Genomic DNA, 19,362 nt, shown 5'->3' with positions numbered 1-19,362 from the left:
GAACAAAAAACAAACAGAGGAAATAGTTATTTATCACCACGTAGACGAATTGTCAGGCCTTTTAGGAAGTAACGCAATAATTGGTCCCCACATTCGCGATAGTTTTTATGTCCTGGTTTACGAAAAACAGCGTTAAGCTCAGGTTTGGATACACGAAAATCAACAAGCTGATAGATTTCAATCATATCTGTATCTTTTAATTCAAAAGCTACGCGTAATTTTTTGAGCATAATATTGTTATTAAGGCGGCTATCAACGTCAGGTGCGGGATGATTTTCATCTTTACCGCGGCGGTGATAGATTAAACCATTCAGAAAATGCCCCATTACATTGTCATTGCACTCAACATATTCAGGCTCATTATCTTTTTTTAACCAAGTCACCATTTCTTCTTTTGTAACAGCCAAATCTGCGAGTTTTACGATTTTAACCATTTGGGCATCGCTTAGATCCAACATATAGCGAACACTACGTAAAACATAATTATTAAGCATGGTATTGTATTATCCATTATCTATAAAAGTTAATTGGCTATTTATTGAGTAAGTAAGGCCAATAAAGTATTCACTATGACAATCAATGACAGGGTGAAATTGAAAAGGAATGTATTTTGAGAGGGGCATATTATGAGGGATTAACCAAGATAAAGCAAAGCGTTGAACGATGCTTTATCTTGAATATTAAGTTAACCGATAAAATAAATAAGGGAATAGAAAAATACTAAAGTAAGACCGACAGTTAACAGCATATTTTTCAATACTGAGGCAACAATGACACAGAATAACGCCCCCCATAAATAAGGATTATCTGGGAAGGAGCGTAGATCATGGTTTTCTAATAGGATAACAGGGGCACAAATTGCGGTTAGCAAGCAAGGCGCTGAGTACCCTAGTGCTTGACGAACCACGAGGGGCAGACGTATTGGTAACTGTGGTATTAGGAAAATATAACGTAGAGTAAAAACAACTGCTGTTAAGGTAATAATTAAAAGCCAAATCATTTTTCCTCCTTCAATAAACGTGAAACGGCCACCGATACAAACATCCCACCCACACCAGCGATAACAATAGCACTACTAAAGGAGTACATTGAAAGTACGATGGCGACAACGAGTGAAAAAATAACACCACAAAGCGTACTTATTTTTCTTGTTAGTGGAACGACGATTGCAAGCAAAGTTGCAACCACAGAAAAATCGAGATGTAAGCGGCTCAAATCGCCCACAATATTGGCCATCGCAATCCCACAAAGGCTGGCGATTAACCAAACGATATAAAAACTAAACCCAGCACCAAAGAGATAGGGAAAACTTAAACTTTGGCGTTTAGCTGCGCTAATCGCAAATAATTCATCTGTTAATAAAAAGCCGATACTAAGGCGCTGGGGCGTTGTAAAGTCTTTAACTTGAGGGCGTAATGTCAGCCCATAAAGTAAGTGCTGAGAAGTGATAAAAAAAACAGAGATAACAATCGTGATATAGCCCGCACCTGAATTTAGCAATCCAAGGGTGACTAACTGTGCTGCGCCTGCAAATACCATTGCAGACATCGCCACACTTTGCCAGAAATCGAGACCTGTTTCGACCGCCATTGAACCTGCTAATACCCCCCATGGAATAACAGCAAGATTAAGAGGAGCGGTATGAACAGCTCCTGTCATCATCGCTTTTTGCCATTGGTTACTTTGTTGTGATGCCATTTAAACTAACCTTGTTGTAATTATGAACACTTTTATAATTTGATTGATTTTAAAGATATTAAATATTAGTAGATAGAATAAAATTGCTCTTTTCACCGATCCGATGCCGAATAAAATTCCCAGGGGTAACTCCAAGGGCCTGTTTAAAATGCCGAGTGAAATGACTTTGGTCGGAAAAACCGCATTGGTTTGAGACTTCTGCAGGCGTATTTCCTGCTAATAACAGTTTTTTTGCCTTGTGTAAGCGGGCTTGTACTAAGAATGCGTGTGGTGTAATTCCTGTATGCAATTTAAACTGTCGTAGAAAGTGCCATTGGCTAAAACCTGATATTTCGGCTAATTGGCTTAATGAATGTTCTTGTTCGCAGGTGTTGATGAGCAAGTCACAAATTTGTTCTATGCGTTGCTTTGCGGGTGTTATTTCTGTTAATTCAATTTTAGTGCGGTTGTAACGTAAGGTTAGCCAACTTAAAGAGGATAACAACAAGGTTTCCTTGAAAAGGGTATTACCTGATTGAGGTAATAGATTAAACAATAAGCGGAGTTGGGCGCTAAGCCCTGCATCCTGTATCACTGCAATAGGAAACCAGGGTACCAGCCCTTGGTGCTCTGTTGTTAAACCGAGTGTGAGTTGGGTAAAAAGTTCTGGAGTAGGGTAAATAGCCTGATAAGACCAGCCATTTTCCATTGCTGATGAGCCAGTGTGAATTTCATCGGCATTAACTAAAATTATATCCCCTTTAGGCGCGTAGTGGTTTTCGCCAGTACGGAAAAATTGTTGTGCGCCTTCTTCGATAACACCAATGCAAAACCCTTCATGACTATGGCGAGAAAATTTTTGTTGATGATAACGGGCTTTGATCATTTCAAGGCCGTTGAGTTCCTCTAGATGAAAATAGTTAGCGCTTTCCATGGAATTCCTAAAATAATAATGATTAATAACTCAATATTTTTTAATAAAATGTTAAAAGAAAATAATCTTAGCTTGCTATTAAATGAGGTGTTTTAATTTTATACAGTTTTTATCCAACGTTACTTTTAAATAGCACCGACATTTATGTTATAACGTGAAACCTCACTCAAATCACTATTACTATTCCATTTGTTTTTGTGGTGTTAAATTCTTTTTTATTAATAAATACTGGCATTAATCACTGTCTTGCTAGGTGTTTGTAGTCCGCTTCTGATTAAGTTGGTTTGCGTGGTTTATTGTTCTTGTTAGGTGTTTTACCTCATTGCTATAAAACCAGATTACTTTAATTTATTGAAATTATATTTTATATTTGCATTATTCATTAGTGATATCTTTTATGGAGTGAATAAAGTCTGTATCATAATAAATATAAAGAAATGATGTGAATTTTTTGTTATAACTTTTATTGAGTTAGCGGGTTTCCTATGCTTGAAAATCTCGGTATTACAAACTTATGGACTTATCTTATCGGTGTTATTTTTATTACATTGGTACCAGGCCCTAATTCTTTATTTGTTTTAACTAGCAGTGCGAAATATGGTGTGAAAAATGGTTATAAAGCAGCATTAGGTGTCTTTACAGGAGATGCTATGCTCATTTTTCTATCATTTTTAGGGGTTGCGTCTTTAGTAAAAACATCGCCTATCTTTTTTAGTGTTATAAAATACGCAGGGGCGGCATATTTATTTTATTTAGGGATTAAAACCTTATATAGCGTGTTACATAAGAAAGAAAATACAGGTGATGTTGATTCAATTATTTTAGAAACCAAGGGTACCTATAAAAAAGCCGTTTTTTTAAGTTTACTAAACCCTAAAATGATCATTTTTTATGTTTCATTTTTTATCCAATTCATTGATCCAGCTTACCCAAGCGCGGGGGTGCCATTTTTTATTCTTGGCGCCATTTTAGAAGCCTGTAGCATGATTTATTTATCACTATTGATTTTTGGCGCGGTTGCCGTAACGAATATGGTTAAACATAATAAAAAGCTATCTAAATTATCTAATAGTTGTATTGGCGCTGTATTCTTGATGTTTGGAGCAAAACTTGCACTAACCGCATAATAGTTTTATCAGAAATAGCCGGCCATGCGCTGGCTATTTTTTTATCACTGTTACCCACTCACTAGCTTCCGTTTAGTGTCTTCTAGTGTCTTCCTTGCCCGTTTGACGGTATAGTGTTTGCATGCCTGGCGTGTATATCTAGTTAGCATCTCAGTCATTAAAGCTATTGTTGCAGTCAATGAAAATACGCAAGTGACATTAGCAGAGTTAATGCCTTATGACTGGAAGGCCGCGAGGTGTTAAGCTCGAAAATAAAAATACAACGTAGAAATAGTAAAATGGAAAAAAGGGCAATGATAGGATGAACGAGGAAGTTAAACATTTTACGGCAACAGCAATGATCCGTAATGAGCATGGTGAATTTTTATTACACGAACATCTAAAGCTTGGTTTTTGGTTACCTCCGGGGGGCCACATCGAAGTGAATGAAGAGCCACAGCATGCTGTTTTTCGAGAAGTTCTTGAGGAAACTGGGTTAGAGTGCCAAGTAGTCAGTTGTGGTTTCCCGTTTGCATCACAAATCCATGATTCATCCCATACACAAGTACTGCCGTTGCCTATCGCTATCTTGAAAGAGTTTATTGTCGATAAAAAGAAAGGTAACCATTGGCATATTGATATGATTTATTTATGTGAGTTATTGCCTTCATCACAACCGCCTTTTGCACCATTTGAATGGGTGCCATTTGAGGCGCTCGCCAAACTCAATATTCCAGCCGACGTGATTGAGTTGGCGAAAGTGGTCAATGAATATTATCGGTTGCAGGGTAAATAGTTGTCATGAATGTGAACATAGGTAGGAATGTAAGTACAAGATACAAGATTAATTTATATTAAAGAATAATAAAGATAGTCCCAATAGAATGAGTAGTGCACCAATTGTTCTATCCATAATAAATTGGTAGTTAAGAATTTTGTTTCGTACTACGGGTGTCGCAAAGAAAATAGCAATTAGACTAAACCAAAGCCAATGAGCGAAAGAAATAAATAGGCCATAACTTAAATTTAACCAAATTGAGTTCTGTGTACTGATAACTTGGCTGTACACAGAAACTACAAAAAACATGGTTTTTGGGTTTAAAGCATTCGTCAAAAAACCATTTTTAAAAGCGTTTAAGGCAGATAATGGCCTTGATACTGCATTATTTGAGGATATTTTTACTTTATTTGTTAATGATTTAAATCCGATATACACCAAGTAAATTACACCAATAAGTTTAACTATTAAGAATAATGTTGGTGAATTCATGATGACCAGCGTGATACCAAAAACGGTATAGAACACATGAACCTGTACCCCAATAGCGATACCTAGCGCACACAATAAGCCTGTTTTAATGCCATAGGTATAACTATTGCGAGTTACCATAGCGAAGTCAGGCCCTGGACTAATTACGGCTAAAATGGTGATGGTCGCAACTGCAATAACTTCATTCATATTAATTTCCTGAAAGGTAATAGAAACAGACTAAAAATGTATTTACTTTGAAATAATTTGTTTATTTATTGTTTTTATTATCAATGGATTGAATAAAACTAAAAAGCGATTTATCCTGACGCAAATCTGTCAGTTTTTGTTACCTATATATATGAAACTACCACCGTTAACATCATTACGTTTTTTTGATACTGCTGCGAAAGCAGGCAGTTTTGTGAAGGCAGCAAAAGAGCTAAATGTGACTCATAGTGCGATTAGCCGACAAATTCGTTTATTAGAAGAATATCTTGGTGTTGAGTTATTCGAACGAAGGAACCGAGCTGTTTTTTTAACGGCTAACGGGCAAATATTGTTACAAACAACTAGTTCGATATTTGAACAGCTTAAAGACGGTGTTGAAAAGATAAAAAGTAGCACGTTTCCTGATATTGTTAGCTTGTCTTGTGAACCAACAATTGCAATGAAGTGGTTAATTCCTCGACTTACGCATTTTTATCAACAATATCCTCATATTACGGTACATCTAGTTGCCGCAGGTGGTGTTATTGATTTTACAAAAGCGAACGTTGATTTAGCATTGAGGCGTAATGATTTTAAATGGAATGACAATCTTTTTGCAGTAAAAGTTTGTTCAGAACGCATGGGAGTTGTGGTTCGGCCTGGACTTGATCTTAAGAAAAACTTTGCTCATATACCACAACTGTCGACGACATCTAGACCCAATGCATGGACAACTTGGCAGAATATAAAAAAAGTTACTCTTCCAAATAGTAAAACAATTACATATGAGCACTTTTACTTGTGCATTCAAGCTGCATTGGCGGGGCAAGGAGCAGCGCTTGCATCATTTTTGATGGTTGCGGATGAAGTACAATCAAAGCAATTAGCCGCACCATATGGTTTCATTGAAGATAGTTCTGCGTATTATTTATTGTCATCGAAACCTATTGAAAAGGGCAGTGCAGCAGCTATTTTTACCCAGTGGCTAATAGAGCAGGTGAATATCAGTATTGAAACCCTGATTGACGGAAGATAATTACCTATCAAAAAAAGAAGGTTTGATTATAAAGCCAGCGAACCCTAATGAAAAATAAATAATTTATGTCATAACCATTTCTTTGCGTGCTATATTTCTCTGCTAGGTTTGGTGTTTTATGTCGGAGCAAATAATGAGCAAGATACGAGTAGGTGTTATTTTTGGTGGTCGATCAACAGAACATGAAGTTTCGCTACAGTCCGCTAAAAATATTATCAATGGATTAGACCGCAATAAATTTGATGTGTGCCTTTTGGGAATTAATAAAGAAGGGCAATGGCATGAATATAACGAATCTGATTATTTATTGCATGGTGATGACCCGTCTCGTATTGCCTTGAATACACCAAAACGTAGCATTGCACTTGTTCCGGGAAAAACGCGAGAACAATTTATTTCCCTTGAAGATACGAAGCCATTGCCGCAAATTGATGTCATTTTCCCTATTGTTCACGGTAACTTAGGTGAAGACGGTTCACTGCAAGGCTTATTGCGTATGGCGAATTTACCGTTTGTCGGGCCGGGGGTTTTAGGTTCGTCGGCCTGTATGGATAAAGACGTTACCAAAAGATTACTTAGAGACGCAGGCTTAAATATCGCCCCGTTTATTACGGTGTTTAAAAATGAACGCGCAACAACGAAATATGAAGCCACTGTGGCACAATTAGGTTTACCGTTATTTATTAAGCCGGCAAATCAAGGTTCATCTGTTGGGATCAGCAAAGTCAGCACTGAATCAGAATTTGACTCGGCACTGGATTTTGCCTTTTTATTTGATACGAAAGTCCTTATTGAAAGCGCAGTAAAAGGGCGTGAAATTGAGTGCGCAGTATTAGGTAATGAAGCGCCTCTTGCCAGCCCTTGTGGTGAAATCGTGTTGCACGATAGTTTTTATGCATACCATACCAAATATATTGATGAGAATGGCGCATCGGTCGTTGCTCCTGCACAATTAGATGAAGCGGTGAGTGATAAAATTCGTGAGATTGCTTTATCAGCATATCGTGCATTAAATTGCTATGGAATGTCCCGTGTGGATGTTTTCTTAACAGAAAATAATGACGTTGTTATCAATGAAATCAACACATTGCCTGGTTTTACGAATATCAGTATGTACCCTAAACTATGGCAGCAAGGCGGTATGACCTATCAGCAATTAATTAGCCGCTTAATTGAGTTAGGAATTGAAAAATTTCAACAAACGGCGATGTTGAAAACGGCATGTAATGAGCTTTAATCGCTGAGATAATACTATCTCGGTAGTTTTTATGACTACCGAGATGTTTATTTACTCTGAACTTGAGCCTTCATCTGTTGTAAAAATAAGTTTGTTTCTTTTGGTGAGGTGAGCCGAACAAACTGAATATGGCGTAAATTGAAATTTACCATATGACTTAGGTTTCTTTTCTTATTTGGATAGTAAGTCTTTAGCAGCCACAAAATTATCGAATCGCGACTGAAAAAGGCATTTTTCCAACATTCTTTATTGCCCGTATTTTCCCACAGCTCTTGTCCAGAACGAATGCGCGCTAATGTGCGCGTAATCGACTGATAAAGGGTTCGAGGCAAGGAGTAATCCAACCAAACCACCATGTCGACTTCTTTCCATTTAATGGGTTGAGTCCGTGTATAGTTGCCATCAAGAATCCATCCAGATACCGCTTTATCTAATGTAGCGGCGAGTTTCTGGTTAAGCTCATCATCCGAAGAACCTTGCCAATTTGCTAGCCAATATAAGCTATCTAACTCAATAGAAGGGACATTTAATAACAAAGAAAGTTGCTGGCAAAGGGTACTTTTACCGCTGCCACTAGTGCCAATAATATTAATTTTCATATGTAAACATCAGACAATTTTGTCACTAGGGTTGATCTGGAAATGACTGAATTTGGAACCATTGTATGAACAATGATCCCAGATTAGATGCCTCTACAAATAACACTATTGCTTTAAATTATTTGCACCAGACATAATTGATGTAGCGAAATAATGGCTCAAAACCAAATTTTTTATACAGGTCAAATCCTGCTTCTGAAGCATCAAGGAAACAGTGCTCTACACCTTGCTGGCGGCAAAATGCTAAAGCATAATCAATGAGTTGTGATGCATAGCCATTACCTTGATGGCTTGGCTCAGTACCAATATCATCAAAACGGGCTAACGTTCCTTCAATTGTTACGGTCATTGAGGTCGCTGGTTCTCCGTTGACGAGCAACACAAGGTGAAATTGTGGTGCGCCTTGTTGCAAAGCATCCTCATGATAACGCACATATTCTTTAATAACCTGGTCGTGCTCTTCAGATAGATAAAATGCGGAAACAAGTGGCTTAGCCCACAAAGACAAATCGTGATTCGCTAAGACGATATCGACTTGGTTATCAGGCAGTTCAACCTCATTTTGTTTTGCTAAAGTCAACGCCATTGCGGTAGTGACGCTGTCACGTTTGTAACCTAGTGACTCAGCCTCAGTTACCACCTGTTGGAGCATCTCTTCGGGGATCACTAAAGTATGGTTTTTCTTCTGTGAAACAAACAGGTTGTGAGCCTGCATAAAGGCGTGACTGGTCGAGTCAGGCTGCAAATAAATGAAGTTAAACGCCGGCGAATTAAGGGGCGTTAAATAGCAAATTGTGTGTTGTGCAATCTGGATACTATGTTCACAAATAGATGTCCAAAATGTTTTTTCAATCGATTGATAATGTCTTAAATAGTACAACGGAATATTCATTTGTCAGTTACCTGATACAAAACGAGTTAATCGATATGGGCCTAATGCGGCTTGTTCTATTCCATGCAAGATTTCATCTTGAGCCAATTGGCATATCAAAGGCGCTAGCGTAATCGCAGCGTGCATACTGATAATATATAAACCTTCAAAATCAGCAACTTTTCCGACAATTGGCATCTCATCTTTAGGCATAGGTCGCATTCCTATGAAAGCGTTTTCAAGATTTAACGTGTTACTACCTATAAATGAATTTTTAATCGTTGTAAGGGCGTTTTGTGCGATAGCCACTGCACTGTGCTCGGGCTTTTCGCTAATATAATCTTCAGCACAGAGTATTTTACCTGAACCTGCTGGTCGTAGCTCCATTTGTGGTGTTGAAATGATATGTTGAACCAATGTTTGTTCGACGGAATCATTGATACGCACAATGATAGAGGGAGAGGAGGTAATAGGTAATTCAACATTAAGCGATTGCATAAGGGCAGTCGCGTCTACGCCAGCAGTCACGATAACCTGTTCAGCTAAAAACGTATTTTTATGGGTGTTTACGCCAATTATGCGCCCATTTTCCTGCAAAATAGTGTGAACTTCCTGCTGAGGTAAATAGACAACACCTTGTTCAATAGCAAGGGACAGCAACGCTTTTGTTGCATGAATCGGGTCAACGCTACCTTCATCTGGGCAAAATGCAGCAAGTTCAGGTAAAGCAGATAAGCAAGGTTCCATCTTGTGTACAGTTGACTTGTCCAATAATTCGACATTAAATCCACTCTGTTGGTGGTGGTAGACATATTCTGCAGTTGCTGAATCTGTTTCTTGCCAGCTGAGAGCACCTGTCCACTGGATCTTTAACTTTCTATCAGTGTGTTTATCGAGTTCATGCCATGCAACGAGGGCTTGTTGTCGAAGTTGACTATATGCATCGGGCCTTCCATATGACACATTTAACCAAGCGAAAGCATGCTGTGTGACACCTTGGCCAGCGTGTGCTTTATCAAGCAAAATGACCTGCTTATCGGATTGTCTTGATAGATACCAAGCTAATGTTGTACCAACAAAGCCAGCACCAATAATGATAATCTTTTTTTTTATGAGTAGGGTTCATTTAGCCTCAGTATATATGGAAGTCACTAGCAGAAAAATCAGATGGAATTTTAATAGTTTAATGAATAATTATATACATGAAATCTATAAATAGAGCACGATTGTTTCCATTTTTATCAGATACGAACAATCGATGAGGAAAAACGGAGCATAAGGCTACAATGCAGTAGCCTTAAGAGATTCAAAAAATTACACACGGATAAAACGAGTTACAAAAGCAATAATAACTAATAATGCAGAAATTAATAATAATGCAGTTGCCAAGGACAATTGAAAAGCAACAAAACCAATAGCTGCAGGTCCAGCCAAAATACCTAAATAGCCTAAAGTTGAAATTGCAGGTACGGCAAGAGCCTCTGGCATCGTTTTTTGCTTCCCTACAGCAGAAAACATCACCGGTACTATATTAGATGAACCCGCACCGACTAATGCAAAACCTATGATGGCAAATATGAGATGAGGAGATAAAACAGCAATAACAAAACCAAGGCAAGCGAGCAAAGCACCTAAAAATACGATACGAGCAGAACCAACTCGCATAACAATTTTGTCGCCCAGTAATCGGCCAATAGTCATGGTTGTGGCGAAAGCCGCAAAACCTAAACCGCCTAAAGTTTCTTTTAATCCATGGTGTTCAATTAGAAATACAGCTCCCCAGTCAAGAACTGCGCCTTCAGCAAGAAAAACGGCAAAACAGACAATCCCAATAACTAAAACAATGCCTTTCGGGATAGCGATAAGGGGGCCCGTTGGGGCGTTAGCGTAGGGGATTAAACCGTTATAGCAAGCCGCTAATAGAACCGCCGCAACAATTGAAATAATCATTGATGCCATTGTCGCGGAAACGCCAAGTAGCAAGATCAAACTCATGATACCTGCACCTGCTATACCCCCGACACTATAAAAACCGTGAAAACCAGACATAATTGGCTTGTCGGATAACTTTTCAACAATAACAGCTTGAATGTTCATCGCGCAATCTGTTAAGCCAATGAAAATTCCAAAAAATAATAAGGCAACGATGATAAAGTTAACTTGCGATAAAGAAGATAAAATGGGGAACAACAAACAAAAGGCGATAGTGGAAAAAACCATTAAGCGGCGGCAGCCATACTTGGCCGCTAATGCTCCGGTCACCGGCATAGCAATAAGTGCCCCTCCACCGAAACATAATAATAGCATGCCAAGGGTGGCATCATTTGCTCCTGTGTTAAGTTTGACATAAGGAACAATGGCTGCCCAGGCCGCGGTAACAAAACCAGCAATAAAAAAAATAATTCGAGTAGAAATTTGCTCCCTTTTAGCGGGTATTAAGGAAACATGGCTATTAACTTGTTGAGTAGATTGCATTTTATAGGGCTTCTTAAAAAGATAAAATTAACTACCTGTATTTAAGATAGTCAGAATTTGTTCATGAAGATATGGGCAACCCGTTGCTACAACAGCACCGCCTGCTTCAGCTCGGCTGCCATCCAATGTAGTCACTATGCCACCAGCACGTTCTATAATAGGGATTAATGGAACAATATCATAAGGTTCCAGTGCGAATTCGACACAAATATCGATTCTACCCGCTGCTAACATTGCCATTGCATAGCATTCTCCCCCATAGCGAGTCATTAATACTTGTTTCTCAAGCGCCATAAAATGAATGTCTGGCAGTGCTGCTATAGGCTCAGGCGATGTGGTATGCAAGATGGCTTGTTCGAGTTTGACTTGTTTGCGAGTAGATAAGCGATATTGTCCGTGAGAGCTACTAGTCCAACTCCCGTGTTGGTCTGCCCAAAAGCGTTCACCAATATAGGGTTGGCTCATCATTCCCATGACCGCTTTGCCATGCTCAGTTAGGCCTATCAGGTTTGCCCATAAAGGGAGTCCACAAAGGAAAGGGCGGGTTCCATCGATGGGGTCAAGTACCCATTGAATGGGACCTGTACCCGTTATTCCATATTCTTCACCCATGATAGAATGCGTTGGATAATGTTTAGATATCAGTTCTCGCATGGCTTTTTCTGCGAGCTTATCCGCTTGAGTGACTGGGTCGAAGCGATAGTTGGCTTTGGGTTTGTTTTCAATAACACTAAGTTCATTTGTTCGATAGTATTCAAGAGAAATTTTAGCGGCAGTATTGGCAAGTTCATGTAAGAAAAAGCTATCTGGTAACTGAGAGTGCGACATTTAGTTGTCCTCGAGTGCTTGAACAAGATAGTGTTTGACATCTTTTCTTGCTCGATTATGATTGCTAAAAAAATTAATGAGGAATTTCATGCTTGATTATGTCGCTTTTCCAGAGCAAAGGCAAAATAAAATTCGCCAGCTACTGCTAGATGAAGGGCGAGTGGTTTGTACGACTTTAGCCCGTGAAATGCAAGTTTCAGAGCATACCATTCGTAGGGATTTAAATGAATTAGCACAAGAAGGCGTTTGCCGCCGAGTCCATGGTGGTGCGGTCAGTATGCTTGAGGAAAAGGGCACATTCGAGCAGAGAACGACACAAAACCAAGATGAAAAAATTAAAATAGCGAAGGCTTGCAATAAACTAGTCAAACAAAATACCTGTATTTTTATTGATTCAGGTTCAACTAACTTAGAAATCGCTCGTTATTTACCTTCGGAACTATCATTGACGGTTGTGACTCATTCCCCCTCAATAGCATTAGAATTAATGAAGAAGCCACTATATGAAGTGATTTTAATTGGTGGGAAATTAAACCGCCAAGTTGGCGCGAGTATTGATATTTCTGCAGTAAATCAAATCAACCAAATCCACTTTGACCAATGCTTTATTGGTGGCTGTGCTTTGGATCCGCAAATGGGAGTTTCGATATTTGATTATGAAGAATCTAAATTTAAGAAAATGCTTTTTGAGCGCAGTAATCAAGTCATTATGGGGGTGACCGCAGACAAATTACCCGGGGTTGCGAGGTATAAGATTGCCAATTGTGAACAAATTTCAATCTTAGTTATGACAACAGAATTGAATAAACAAACGACTGACTTGTTTACTAATATGGCAATAAAGATTGCACAAGCATAGGCCATATGTCTAACTTTTATCTTGTACCGTGAGGGCATTTTAGGTGCTATTTGATATAAAAAAATCAATATAATATTTTCGAAAGGCTTTTATAAATATGATGAGTGTGTAATGAAACTAAAAATGATTACCTTGTTGCTTTCACTTTATTCATTGGATGTATTTGCTCAGGATTTATCTGTGAATATGCAAACTATGCACTTTGCCGGCAAAGAAATACATTATTACTTAATCCAAAAACAAGCCGAAAAATCAAAAAACTTATTAGTTCTATTACAAGGCTCAGATTGTAAAAGCGTCATTAATAACCCAAACATGCTGAAAAATTTCGGTGTGGCATTTCCTGATAATGATATTTTATTAGTTGAAAAAACAGGGTTAAACAACCTAGTGGGGGCTAATGATGAAGAAGCTTCGGAAGAAGAGTGTCCTGTTGACTATATGTCGAAAGACTCGCCATTAGAACGCGCCAATAATTATGTTGCAGTATTACAACAATTAAAAAATGATTATCAACACATAGTGCTATTAGGCGGAAGTGAAGGTGCACTGGTAACTAATTTAATTGTTGCACAAGAAAACTTTATAACCGCATCCGTTGCATTGAATGTCGGCGGACAATATTTTATTAATGATGTTCTGTATAGTATTGAAAATAATACACCTAGAGAAGAAATTGCTAACTCAAAAGAAGGTTTTAAACAATTTGCAGAAGCGGTAAAACAAAAGCAATTAAATAACGACCAATTTGTCAGCGGCCATGGCCCGAAATGGTGGTATGAGATGCTCACCATTGACAATTTAAAGCTTATCCAGTCAGTTAAAACTCCACATTTGGTGATACAAACGATGGCGGATACCAACGTGGATGCTCATGGTACAGATAATATGATGAAACAAATTCGTAATCCCCATGTCAGCTACCGAGCATATCAAGATTTAGACCATTTTTTTAAAGATAAAGATGGGCAGTTACATACTGAACAAATTGTGACAGATATTCAACATTGGTACCAAACGGTGACAAAATAAAGTGGATATACTTGGCTTTATCGTTATATTATTCCCCATTGTCGTGTCACCGGGAGCAAGCTTTGCGATTGCTTTAAATAGTGTATTAAACCAAGGTATTAGAGGACTGTTTATACCTATTATTGGAACGGGATTAGGCATTTTAACTCATGGTTTTTTAGTTGGAATTGGTTTAAGTAAAATACTGGTTTCTTACCAGTGGGTAATGAATTTAATTGGTATTTTAGGTACATTATATCTATTGTATCTTGCTATTTCATTGATCATTTCAGGAATTAATGCCAGTAAAAGAGAAAGCTCTCAAGAAATAAAAAAAATTACGGTCAAAGATGCTTATTTAGCTAATTTACTTAACCCAAAAGCGATTATTTTATATTTAGTCGTTGTTTCAAAATATGCAGGAGCTGACCCGTCACTTGCTAATTTTCTTGTATTATCACTTATCCATATTATCATGATGGCTTTATGGCTGCTGTTTTCTTGCTCCGCTTTAATTATTTCTTCTTCCTCCCTGAGCGCCTCAACATTACGAAAATACATTAATATTGGTGGTGGAGTGTTGCTATTAGCGATTACACTAGAGCCTTATTTTTTTAGGTAAAGTAAAATGCACCTTATTTATTAAGATGCATTTAATAAAATCATTCCGAAATATAGCTGTAGTAATTAAATATAGGTACAAAACCCAGTCTTTTGTAGATAGATAACCCTTCACTGGATGACTCTAATACACACTGTTTAGCCTCTTGTTGATGGCAAAGGTATAGCGCATGTTTAATAAGTGAAGTCGCGAGCCCTTTACCTTGGTATTGAATATCAGTACCAATATCATCAAGTCGAGCTGTTTCATTATTAAATGTCATAGTTAAGGTTGAGACTGGTTGCTGATCTGCAAATAAGACTAAATGCACCATATTAGTTTGTTTATCAAGTGCTCTTTGGTGATAACGAATATACTCGTCAGTAACAGTTGAGTCACTTTCATCTGTATCAGAATCGACAGGGAATGCTGTAATTAACGGCTGAGCCCAATCCTTGAGTTGATTATTGCTGAACACAACCTGAAAAGCCGCATTAAGCTGCGGTGGTGAATTGTACTGAGATAAAACGTCTTGCGGTAAAATCATTGCGGTTGATTCACCATCATAGATTAACCCCCGTGTTACTATTTCTGACTCAAATAGAGAACGTATTTGGCCATGAACAACAAGGACATAAGGCTTAGCTTGTTGTTTGAACAGCATTTCAGCCTTCTCGTAATCTGAAATGAGCGCACCTTGGTGGAGGTAAATATAATTAAATATAGGCAATGGTAGCTCAGAAAAGTAAGCACTAGTTTGGTTGCTGATTTTCACTACATTTGCACATATTGCAGACCAAAAATAGTGTTCTTGTTGATAGAACAAATTTTCATTGTTATCCATTATGTATACTCAATTTATAGTAGTAGATAATATTTTTATGGCTTGATTGTATATAAAACGCAATGATCGCTATAGTATTCGTATAATTGAAAGCACGAAAAGAACCATTTTATTGCAATTTATTGGGTTTATAAGAAAATAGGTCTTCCTAGAAAAGACATTGCATAAAAATAAGAGAATTATTATGAATAACGCCCCAGACACGATAACCTTTTTTGAGCGTTTACTTCCACTGGTGGTTTCCGGTAAAAAAATTATCACTATCCGTGATAAAAGCGAGAGCGATTATGTTCCTGGGACTATTGTGAAGGTATACGCGCTGGAAACAGGTGAATATTATACTGATATTAAAATATTGTCGGTAGAGCCCATTTCTTATGATGACATTTCTGAATACCACGCTAAGCAAGAAGCCATGAGTCTAGAGACGTTGAAAGCGCTTATCAAAGAGATTTACCCAAACGAGCAATATTTATACGTAATCACTTACCAATTGCTGAATAGCACTGACTGATCACGAATATAGTTTTTTGGCAATTTGTAAAAATGCCTTTGTTGCCGGTGATGCTTGGTTCTCGTTAATAACAGCAAAAGCAATACTACGCTTAACTGGTGGGCTAAGGGGGTTCACCATTAGTTGCTGCGGGTGCAGGGGTATTTATTGCACTAAATCCGCTGAGTGCGGTTATTGTGGGAACTCTATTTCTTAATGAGCTACTCAGTACAGTGACCTTTATTGGCGGAATATTAATTTTTTGGGAATACTTAGTTACTTGCGAGAACATCTAGCCATAGCAAAGAGTCACCTTGTTGTTTTGCGAGCGCTTCAATAAATTTAAATACGGTTTTTCCATAACCTTTACCTGTAGCACCAGGATAAAAGTAAAGCTTATTTAACAAAGTACCAACTAAATTAGTTTCAGGTATACAGGAGTGATAGGTTAGTTTTACTAAACCGATTGGGCTCGTATTTTCAATAACATACTAATCAATATGCTGTTGATTAAGGTCTTCAGTGATTTTAGTTGTGCTGTATTCTTGATGTAAATATGAGTTAAGTTCATTTTGGCTATTCCATAATGTAGCAAAATGATGCAAATAACTTTCCGTACCTATTTTATGTAGCAATAACGCGTCGTGTTTCGTTGCTTTTCTTAGTATATGGGGAACTTGGTTCATAAATGTTTTCTCCTGTGCTTTATCAGTGTATAGCAATCAATTGATAAATGTCATAGAAGAGGAAAAGTAGAGCATTTTTGGTATTAGAGAGAAGATAAAAGGACTAATTAGCCCTTTTATCTGATGATGATTATTTAATTGTTTGGCTAATATCTGAGTAAGCAAATAACGCTTGGGCTCCACCTGTATGAACAAATAGAATGGGGGTTTTTTCTTCAGAGTTTTCTAAGTAGTCAATTAATCCAGCCATGGCTTTACCGGTATAAACTGGGTCTAATAAAATACCTTCTTGCCTCGCTAATAAATTGATTGCTGCGAGGCCTTTTTGGTTTGGCATTCCGTACATGGGGGTAAAGAAGTTATCCCATAGTTGTACTTTGGGTGTTTTAGTTAGATCCAGCCATTGAGCCAGTTCGGATTGCAATTTTTCAACTTTAGGGGCTTGGTCTTGTTGTTTTCTTGAAACGGTGACACCAATTACTTGGCTTTGTGGTAATAGTTCTTGCAAGCCAATGGCAAGCCCTGCATGCGTTCCAGCACTCCCGGAGGCAACAATAACTTTGTCAAATTCTATATGTTCTGGCTTCTGCTGAGCTATTTCAATAGCGCATTGAATATAACCTAAGGCACCTAATGCATTTGACCCTCCAACAGGGATAACATAGGCATCTTTAAGAGAAAGTGTTTTTATTAATTCTTCCAGTTGAGATTGCGGATCGGTTAGTTCGTCACACATAACACAACGAGTGGCAAATAAATCAGTTAATAATTTATTACCATTATGAAGAAAGTTAGGATTATCGCTTTGAATTGGATTTTCTAACAATGCAACGCATTCAAGCCCATGCATAGCGGCAACTGCGGCAGTTTGGCGGACATGGTTTGATTGAATTGCCCCCGCAGTAACAATAATTTTTGCTTTTTTGGCTAATGCATCAGCCATTAAAAATTCTAGTTTACGCAGTTTATTTCCCCCCATGGCAAGGGGAGTCATATCATCACGCTTTATATAAATCTCACGACCAAACTTACGCGATAAATTATTCAATCGATTAAGCGGAGTCGATGCGTTAAGTAAATCTATTTTTGCAAACTGTGCTAGTCGTTGTTGAAGAGACATCTAAATTCCCAATAATTAATAAGAGAAACCAAGGTAAAGGTAAATAGCAAGAACAATACTGGCAGTCACTAGTGCATAAGGCATCTGTGTTCGAATATGCTCAATATGTTCGCAGTCTGTCGCCATTGATGCAACAATAGCATCCGCAGAAATTGGAGAGGTCATATCGCCAAATATTGAGCCAGAAATTGCTGCACCAATCATATATTCCACAGGCATTCCTACAGATAAACCTAATTGAACTCCGATAGGGATCATTATTGCGAAAGTACCCCAAGAGGTGCCTGTTGCTAAAGACATAATGGCGCTAATTATAAAGATAAAACCAATAGAAAAACCTGGGGCCATAACGCCTTGAGTGACTTCAGCAATATAAGCACCTGTATTTAACTCAGCAGAAACATTTCCCATTAAGAATGCTAAAATCATAATGGAGCTAATTTTTAGCATATTGGCATAACCGATAAACAATTCTTTAAAGAAAGCATCAATATTTAGTAACCGTCGACCGATAAACCAACAGAAAGATACCATAGTACCAAACATGACTCCCCAATATACGGATGTCGAACCGCTTCCTTTACTAAAGTCACCATCACCTGTGATATATAGTGCGATAGGGACCATTAATACTGTAGATAAAATAGGTATAAAGAAGTTTAATGAAGAATGAGCATTAGGGTGGTCAATAATCTCTTCTTCGTTATCCTGACGTTGTAATTGAGAAATGTTCCCAGCAATAAAATTTTGTTGGTATGTATCTTCTGCTTTTTTCATGGGACCCCATGAAATATTAGTAAATACATAGAATAGGATCGTTATAATGGATAACCACGCCATTAAATTGTAACCAATCGACGTAATTAAAATATCAAAAGGCTCGCCTTGAATCAGCCCTTGGGAAATTTGTACCCCAATTAACCCCATTATTACCGCTCCCCACCCATTGATGATGGCAGAGGAACAAACAGAAACACACGCAGTTTGGATAATATAGGACATTTTTTCAGGGGCAACACCATATTGTCGTGCGAGATTTTTAGTTGAAGCTCCAGCGACTAATTGGTTAATTGAACTTTCAATAAAAATAAGAGAAGTAATGATAATGGCGAGCAACTGAGTAGATTTACGGTTTTTAATTAATTTTGTCTTATTGGTAAGTAACTGAACTAAAGCACGAACGCCACCTGTAACCACAACAAGCCTCATGATCCCACCGATCATAACCATAAAGACAATTGTTCGCGTATTTCCTGCAGATGAAAATGTATCAATAATACCATCAACGGTACCTTGTACACCTAATAATACGTTGTGGTCATGAATGACAGTAAAACCAACGAGTATTCCTAACATTAATGAAAGCATGACTTGGCGAGTTAATATCGCCAATATTATAGTCACAATGGGAGTGATAACGGTCCAAATACCATAGTCCTGCATGTGTTTACCTGTGATCCGAGAGAAAATATGAATTTTATAATTGTTGAAAAATCATAGCATTAATAGGAACACGGTAGAATAAT

23 protein-coding genes are annotated in these 19,362 nt (G+C 37.9%); 8 read left to right on the top strand and 15 right to left on the bottom strand.

Annotated features, from left to right (window positions below):
* Positions 1-26 precede the first annotated feature (26 nt).
* The 4 genes from PR767_RS00410 to PR767_RS00395 form a co-directional block, all read right to left on the bottom strand.
* Complete coding sequence (locus PR767_RS00410; protein WP_109912201.1) at positions 27-494, bottom strand: DUF1456 family protein; 468 nt, start codon at positions 492-494, stop codon at positions 27-29.
* 191 nt (positions 495-685) lie between these two features.
* The gene (locus tag PR767_RS00405; protein ID WP_004910828.1) at positions 686-1,000 is read right to left on the bottom strand and encodes an AzlD domain-containing protein; all 315 of its coding nucleotides are present in this window, start codon (positions 998-1,000) and stop codon (positions 686-688) included.
* Positions 997-1,698: an AzlC family ABC transporter permease gene (locus PR767_RS00400; protein ID WP_123381951.1), complete on the bottom strand. Its 702-nt coding sequence runs from the start codon at positions 1,696-1,698 to the stop codon at positions 997-999. The genes PR767_RS00405 and PR767_RS00400 overlap by 4 nt, the downstream gene beginning before the upstream one ends.
* Before the next feature lie 58 nt (positions 1,699-1,756).
* Positions 1,757-2,611 carry a helix-turn-helix transcriptional regulator gene (locus tag PR767_RS00395; RefSeq protein ID WP_004910830.1) on the bottom strand — a complete coding sequence of 285 codons (855 nt, stop codon included), beginning with the start codon at positions 2,609-2,611 and terminating at the stop codon, positions 1,757-1,759.
* Positions 2,612-3,096: 485 nt separating this feature from the next.
* Between PR767_RS00395 and leuE the strand changes: the two genes are divergently transcribed.
* Positions 3,097-3,738, top strand: a complete 642-nt coding sequence (leuE, locus tag PR767_RS00390; protein WP_004910832.1) for a leucine efflux protein LeuE — start codon at positions 3,097-3,099, stop codon at positions 3,736-3,738.
* A 301-nt stretch (positions 3,739-4,039) separates the two neighbouring features.
* Positions 4,040-4,513 (top strand): NUDIX hydrolase, encoded by a 474-nt coding sequence (locus PR767_RS00385; protein WP_272519734.1) that lies wholly within the window; start codon positions 4,040-4,042, stop codon positions 4,511-4,513.
* A 48-nt stretch (positions 4,514-4,561) separates the two neighbouring features.
* On the opposite strand, the gene PR767_RS00380 is transcribed toward PR767_RS00385, so the two are convergent.
* Positions 4,562-5,176 carry a LysE family translocator gene (locus PR767_RS00380; RefSeq protein WP_109912203.1) on the bottom strand — a complete coding sequence of 205 codons (615 nt, stop codon included), beginning with the start codon at positions 5,174-5,176 and terminating at the stop codon, positions 4,562-4,564.
* 151 nt (positions 5,177-5,327) lie between these two features.
* On the opposite strand from PR767_RS00380, the gene PR767_RS00375 reads away from it, so the two are divergent.
* Together PR767_RS00375 and ddlA are read left to right on the top strand one after the other, a co-directional pair.
* Positions 5,328-6,212 (top strand): LysR family transcriptional regulator, encoded by an 885-nt coding sequence (locus tag PR767_RS00375; protein WP_272519733.1) that lies wholly within the window; start codon positions 5,328-5,330, stop codon positions 6,210-6,212.
* 133 nt (positions 6,213-6,345) lie between these two features.
* Positions 6,346-7,449: a D-alanine--D-alanine ligase gene (gene ddlA / locus PR767_RS00370; RefSeq protein WP_117161928.1), complete on the top strand. Its 1,104-nt coding sequence runs from the start codon at positions 6,346-6,348 to the stop codon at positions 7,447-7,449.
* A gap of 47 nt (positions 7,450-7,496) precedes the next feature.
* Here ddlA and PR767_RS00365 read toward each other — a convergent pair whose 3' ends face one another.
* The 5 genes from PR767_RS00365 to PR767_RS00345 all read right to left on the bottom strand — a co-directional run bounded on the left by PR767_RS00365 (position 7,497) and on the right by PR767_RS00345 (position 12,222).
* The gene (locus PR767_RS00365) at positions 7,497-8,048 is read right to left on the bottom strand and encodes an adenylate kinase (protein ID WP_117161927.1); all 552 of its coding nucleotides are present in this window, start codon (positions 8,046-8,048) and stop codon (positions 7,497-7,499) included.
* Positions 8,049-8,166: 118 nt separating this feature from the next.
* Complete coding sequence (locus PR767_RS00360; RefSeq protein WP_109912207.1) at positions 8,167-8,940, bottom strand: GNAT family N-acetyltransferase; 774 nt, start codon at positions 8,938-8,940, stop codon at positions 8,167-8,169.
* Positions 8,941-8,943: 3 nt separating this feature from the next.
* Complete coding sequence (locus tag PR767_RS00355) at positions 8,944-10,011, bottom strand: NAD(P)/FAD-dependent oxidoreductase (protein WP_272519851.1); 1,068 nt, start codon at positions 10,009-10,011, stop codon at positions 8,944-8,946.
* Positions 10,012-10,233: 222 nt separating this feature from the next.
* Entirely contained in the window at positions 10,234-11,394 is a 1,161-nt protein-coding gene (locus PR767_RS00350; protein ID WP_272519732.1) for an MFS transporter, read from the bottom strand.
* A gap of 27 nt (positions 11,395-11,421) precedes the next feature.
* Positions 11,422-12,222 carry an inositol monophosphatase family protein gene (locus PR767_RS00345; RefSeq protein WP_272519731.1) on the bottom strand — a complete coding sequence of 267 codons (801 nt, stop codon included), beginning with the start codon at positions 12,220-12,222 and terminating at the stop codon, positions 11,422-11,424.
* An 88-nt stretch (positions 12,223-12,310) separates the two neighbouring features.
* Between PR767_RS00345 and PR767_RS00340 the strand changes: the two genes are divergently transcribed.
* The 3 genes from PR767_RS00340 to PR767_RS00330 all read left to right on the top strand — a co-directional run bounded on the left by PR767_RS00340 (position 12,311) and on the right by PR767_RS00330 (position 14,714).
* Positions 12,311-13,081, top strand: a complete 771-nt coding sequence (locus tag PR767_RS00340; protein WP_115167260.1) for a DeoR/GlpR family DNA-binding transcription regulator — start codon at positions 12,311-12,313, stop codon at positions 13,079-13,081.
* Positions 13,082-13,192: 111 nt separating this feature from the next.
* Positions 13,193-14,113 carry an alpha/beta hydrolase family protein gene (locus tag PR767_RS00335; protein ID WP_272519730.1) on the top strand — a complete coding sequence of 307 codons (921 nt, stop codon included), beginning with the start codon at positions 13,193-13,195 and terminating at the stop codon, positions 14,111-14,113.
* A gap of 1 nt (position 14,114) precedes the next feature.
* Positions 14,115-14,714 (top strand): LysE family translocator, encoded by a 600-nt coding sequence (locus PR767_RS00330; protein ID WP_272519729.1) that lies wholly within the window; start codon positions 14,115-14,117, stop codon positions 14,712-14,714.
* Positions 14,715-14,754: 40 nt separating this feature from the next.
* On the opposite strand, the gene PR767_RS00325 is transcribed toward PR767_RS00330, so the two are convergent.
* Positions 14,755-15,537 carry a GNAT family N-acetyltransferase gene (locus PR767_RS00325; protein ID WP_272519728.1) on the bottom strand — a complete coding sequence of 261 codons (783 nt, stop codon included), beginning with the start codon at positions 15,535-15,537 and terminating at the stop codon, positions 14,755-14,757.
* A 184-nt stretch (positions 15,538-15,721) separates the two neighbouring features.
* Here PR767_RS00325 and yqfB point away from each other — a divergent pair, with 184 nt between their 5' ends.
* Positions 15,722-16,051: a N(4)-acetylcytidine aminohydrolase gene (gene yqfB, locus PR767_RS00320; protein ID WP_004910859.1), complete on the top strand. Its 330-nt coding sequence runs from the start codon at positions 15,722-15,724 to the stop codon at positions 16,049-16,051.
* Between the two features lie 251 nt (positions 16,052-16,302).
* On the opposite strand, the gene PR767_RS00315 is transcribed toward yqfB, so the two are convergent.
* From PR767_RS00315 to PR767_RS00300, 4 genes are all read right to left on the bottom strand, one after another.
* Positions 16,303-16,437, bottom strand: a complete 135-nt coding sequence (locus PR767_RS00315; RefSeq protein WP_336297923.1) for a GNAT family N-acetyltransferase — start codon at positions 16,435-16,437, stop codon at positions 16,303-16,305.
* Between the two features lie 84 nt (positions 16,438-16,521).
* Positions 16,522-16,716 (bottom strand): hypothetical protein, encoded by a 195-nt coding sequence (locus tag PR767_RS00310; RefSeq protein ID WP_272519727.1) that lies wholly within the window; start codon positions 16,714-16,716, stop codon positions 16,522-16,524.
* Between the two features lie 130 nt (positions 16,717-16,846).
* A complete protein-coding gene (locus PR767_RS00305; RefSeq protein ID WP_272519726.1) occupies positions 16,847-17,836 on the bottom strand; it encodes a D-cysteine desulfhydrase in 990 nt (329 codons plus the stop codon).
* 15 nt (positions 17,837-17,851) lie between these two features.
* Positions 17,852-19,279 (bottom strand): Na+/H+ antiporter NhaC family protein, encoded by a 1,428-nt coding sequence (locus tag PR767_RS00300; RefSeq protein WP_004910864.1) that lies wholly within the window; start codon positions 19,277-19,279, stop codon positions 17,852-17,854.
* Between the last annotated feature and the right edge of the window lie 83 nt (positions 19,280-19,362).

This window comes from Providencia sp. PROV223, assembly GCF_028479245.1.
GTDB lineage: Bacteria > Pseudomonadota > Gammaproteobacteria > Enterobacterales > Enterobacteriaceae > Providencia > Providencia rettgeri.
Note: the sequence above shows the minus strand (reverse complement) of the source record. Positions and strands in the feature narration are given on the sequence as shown.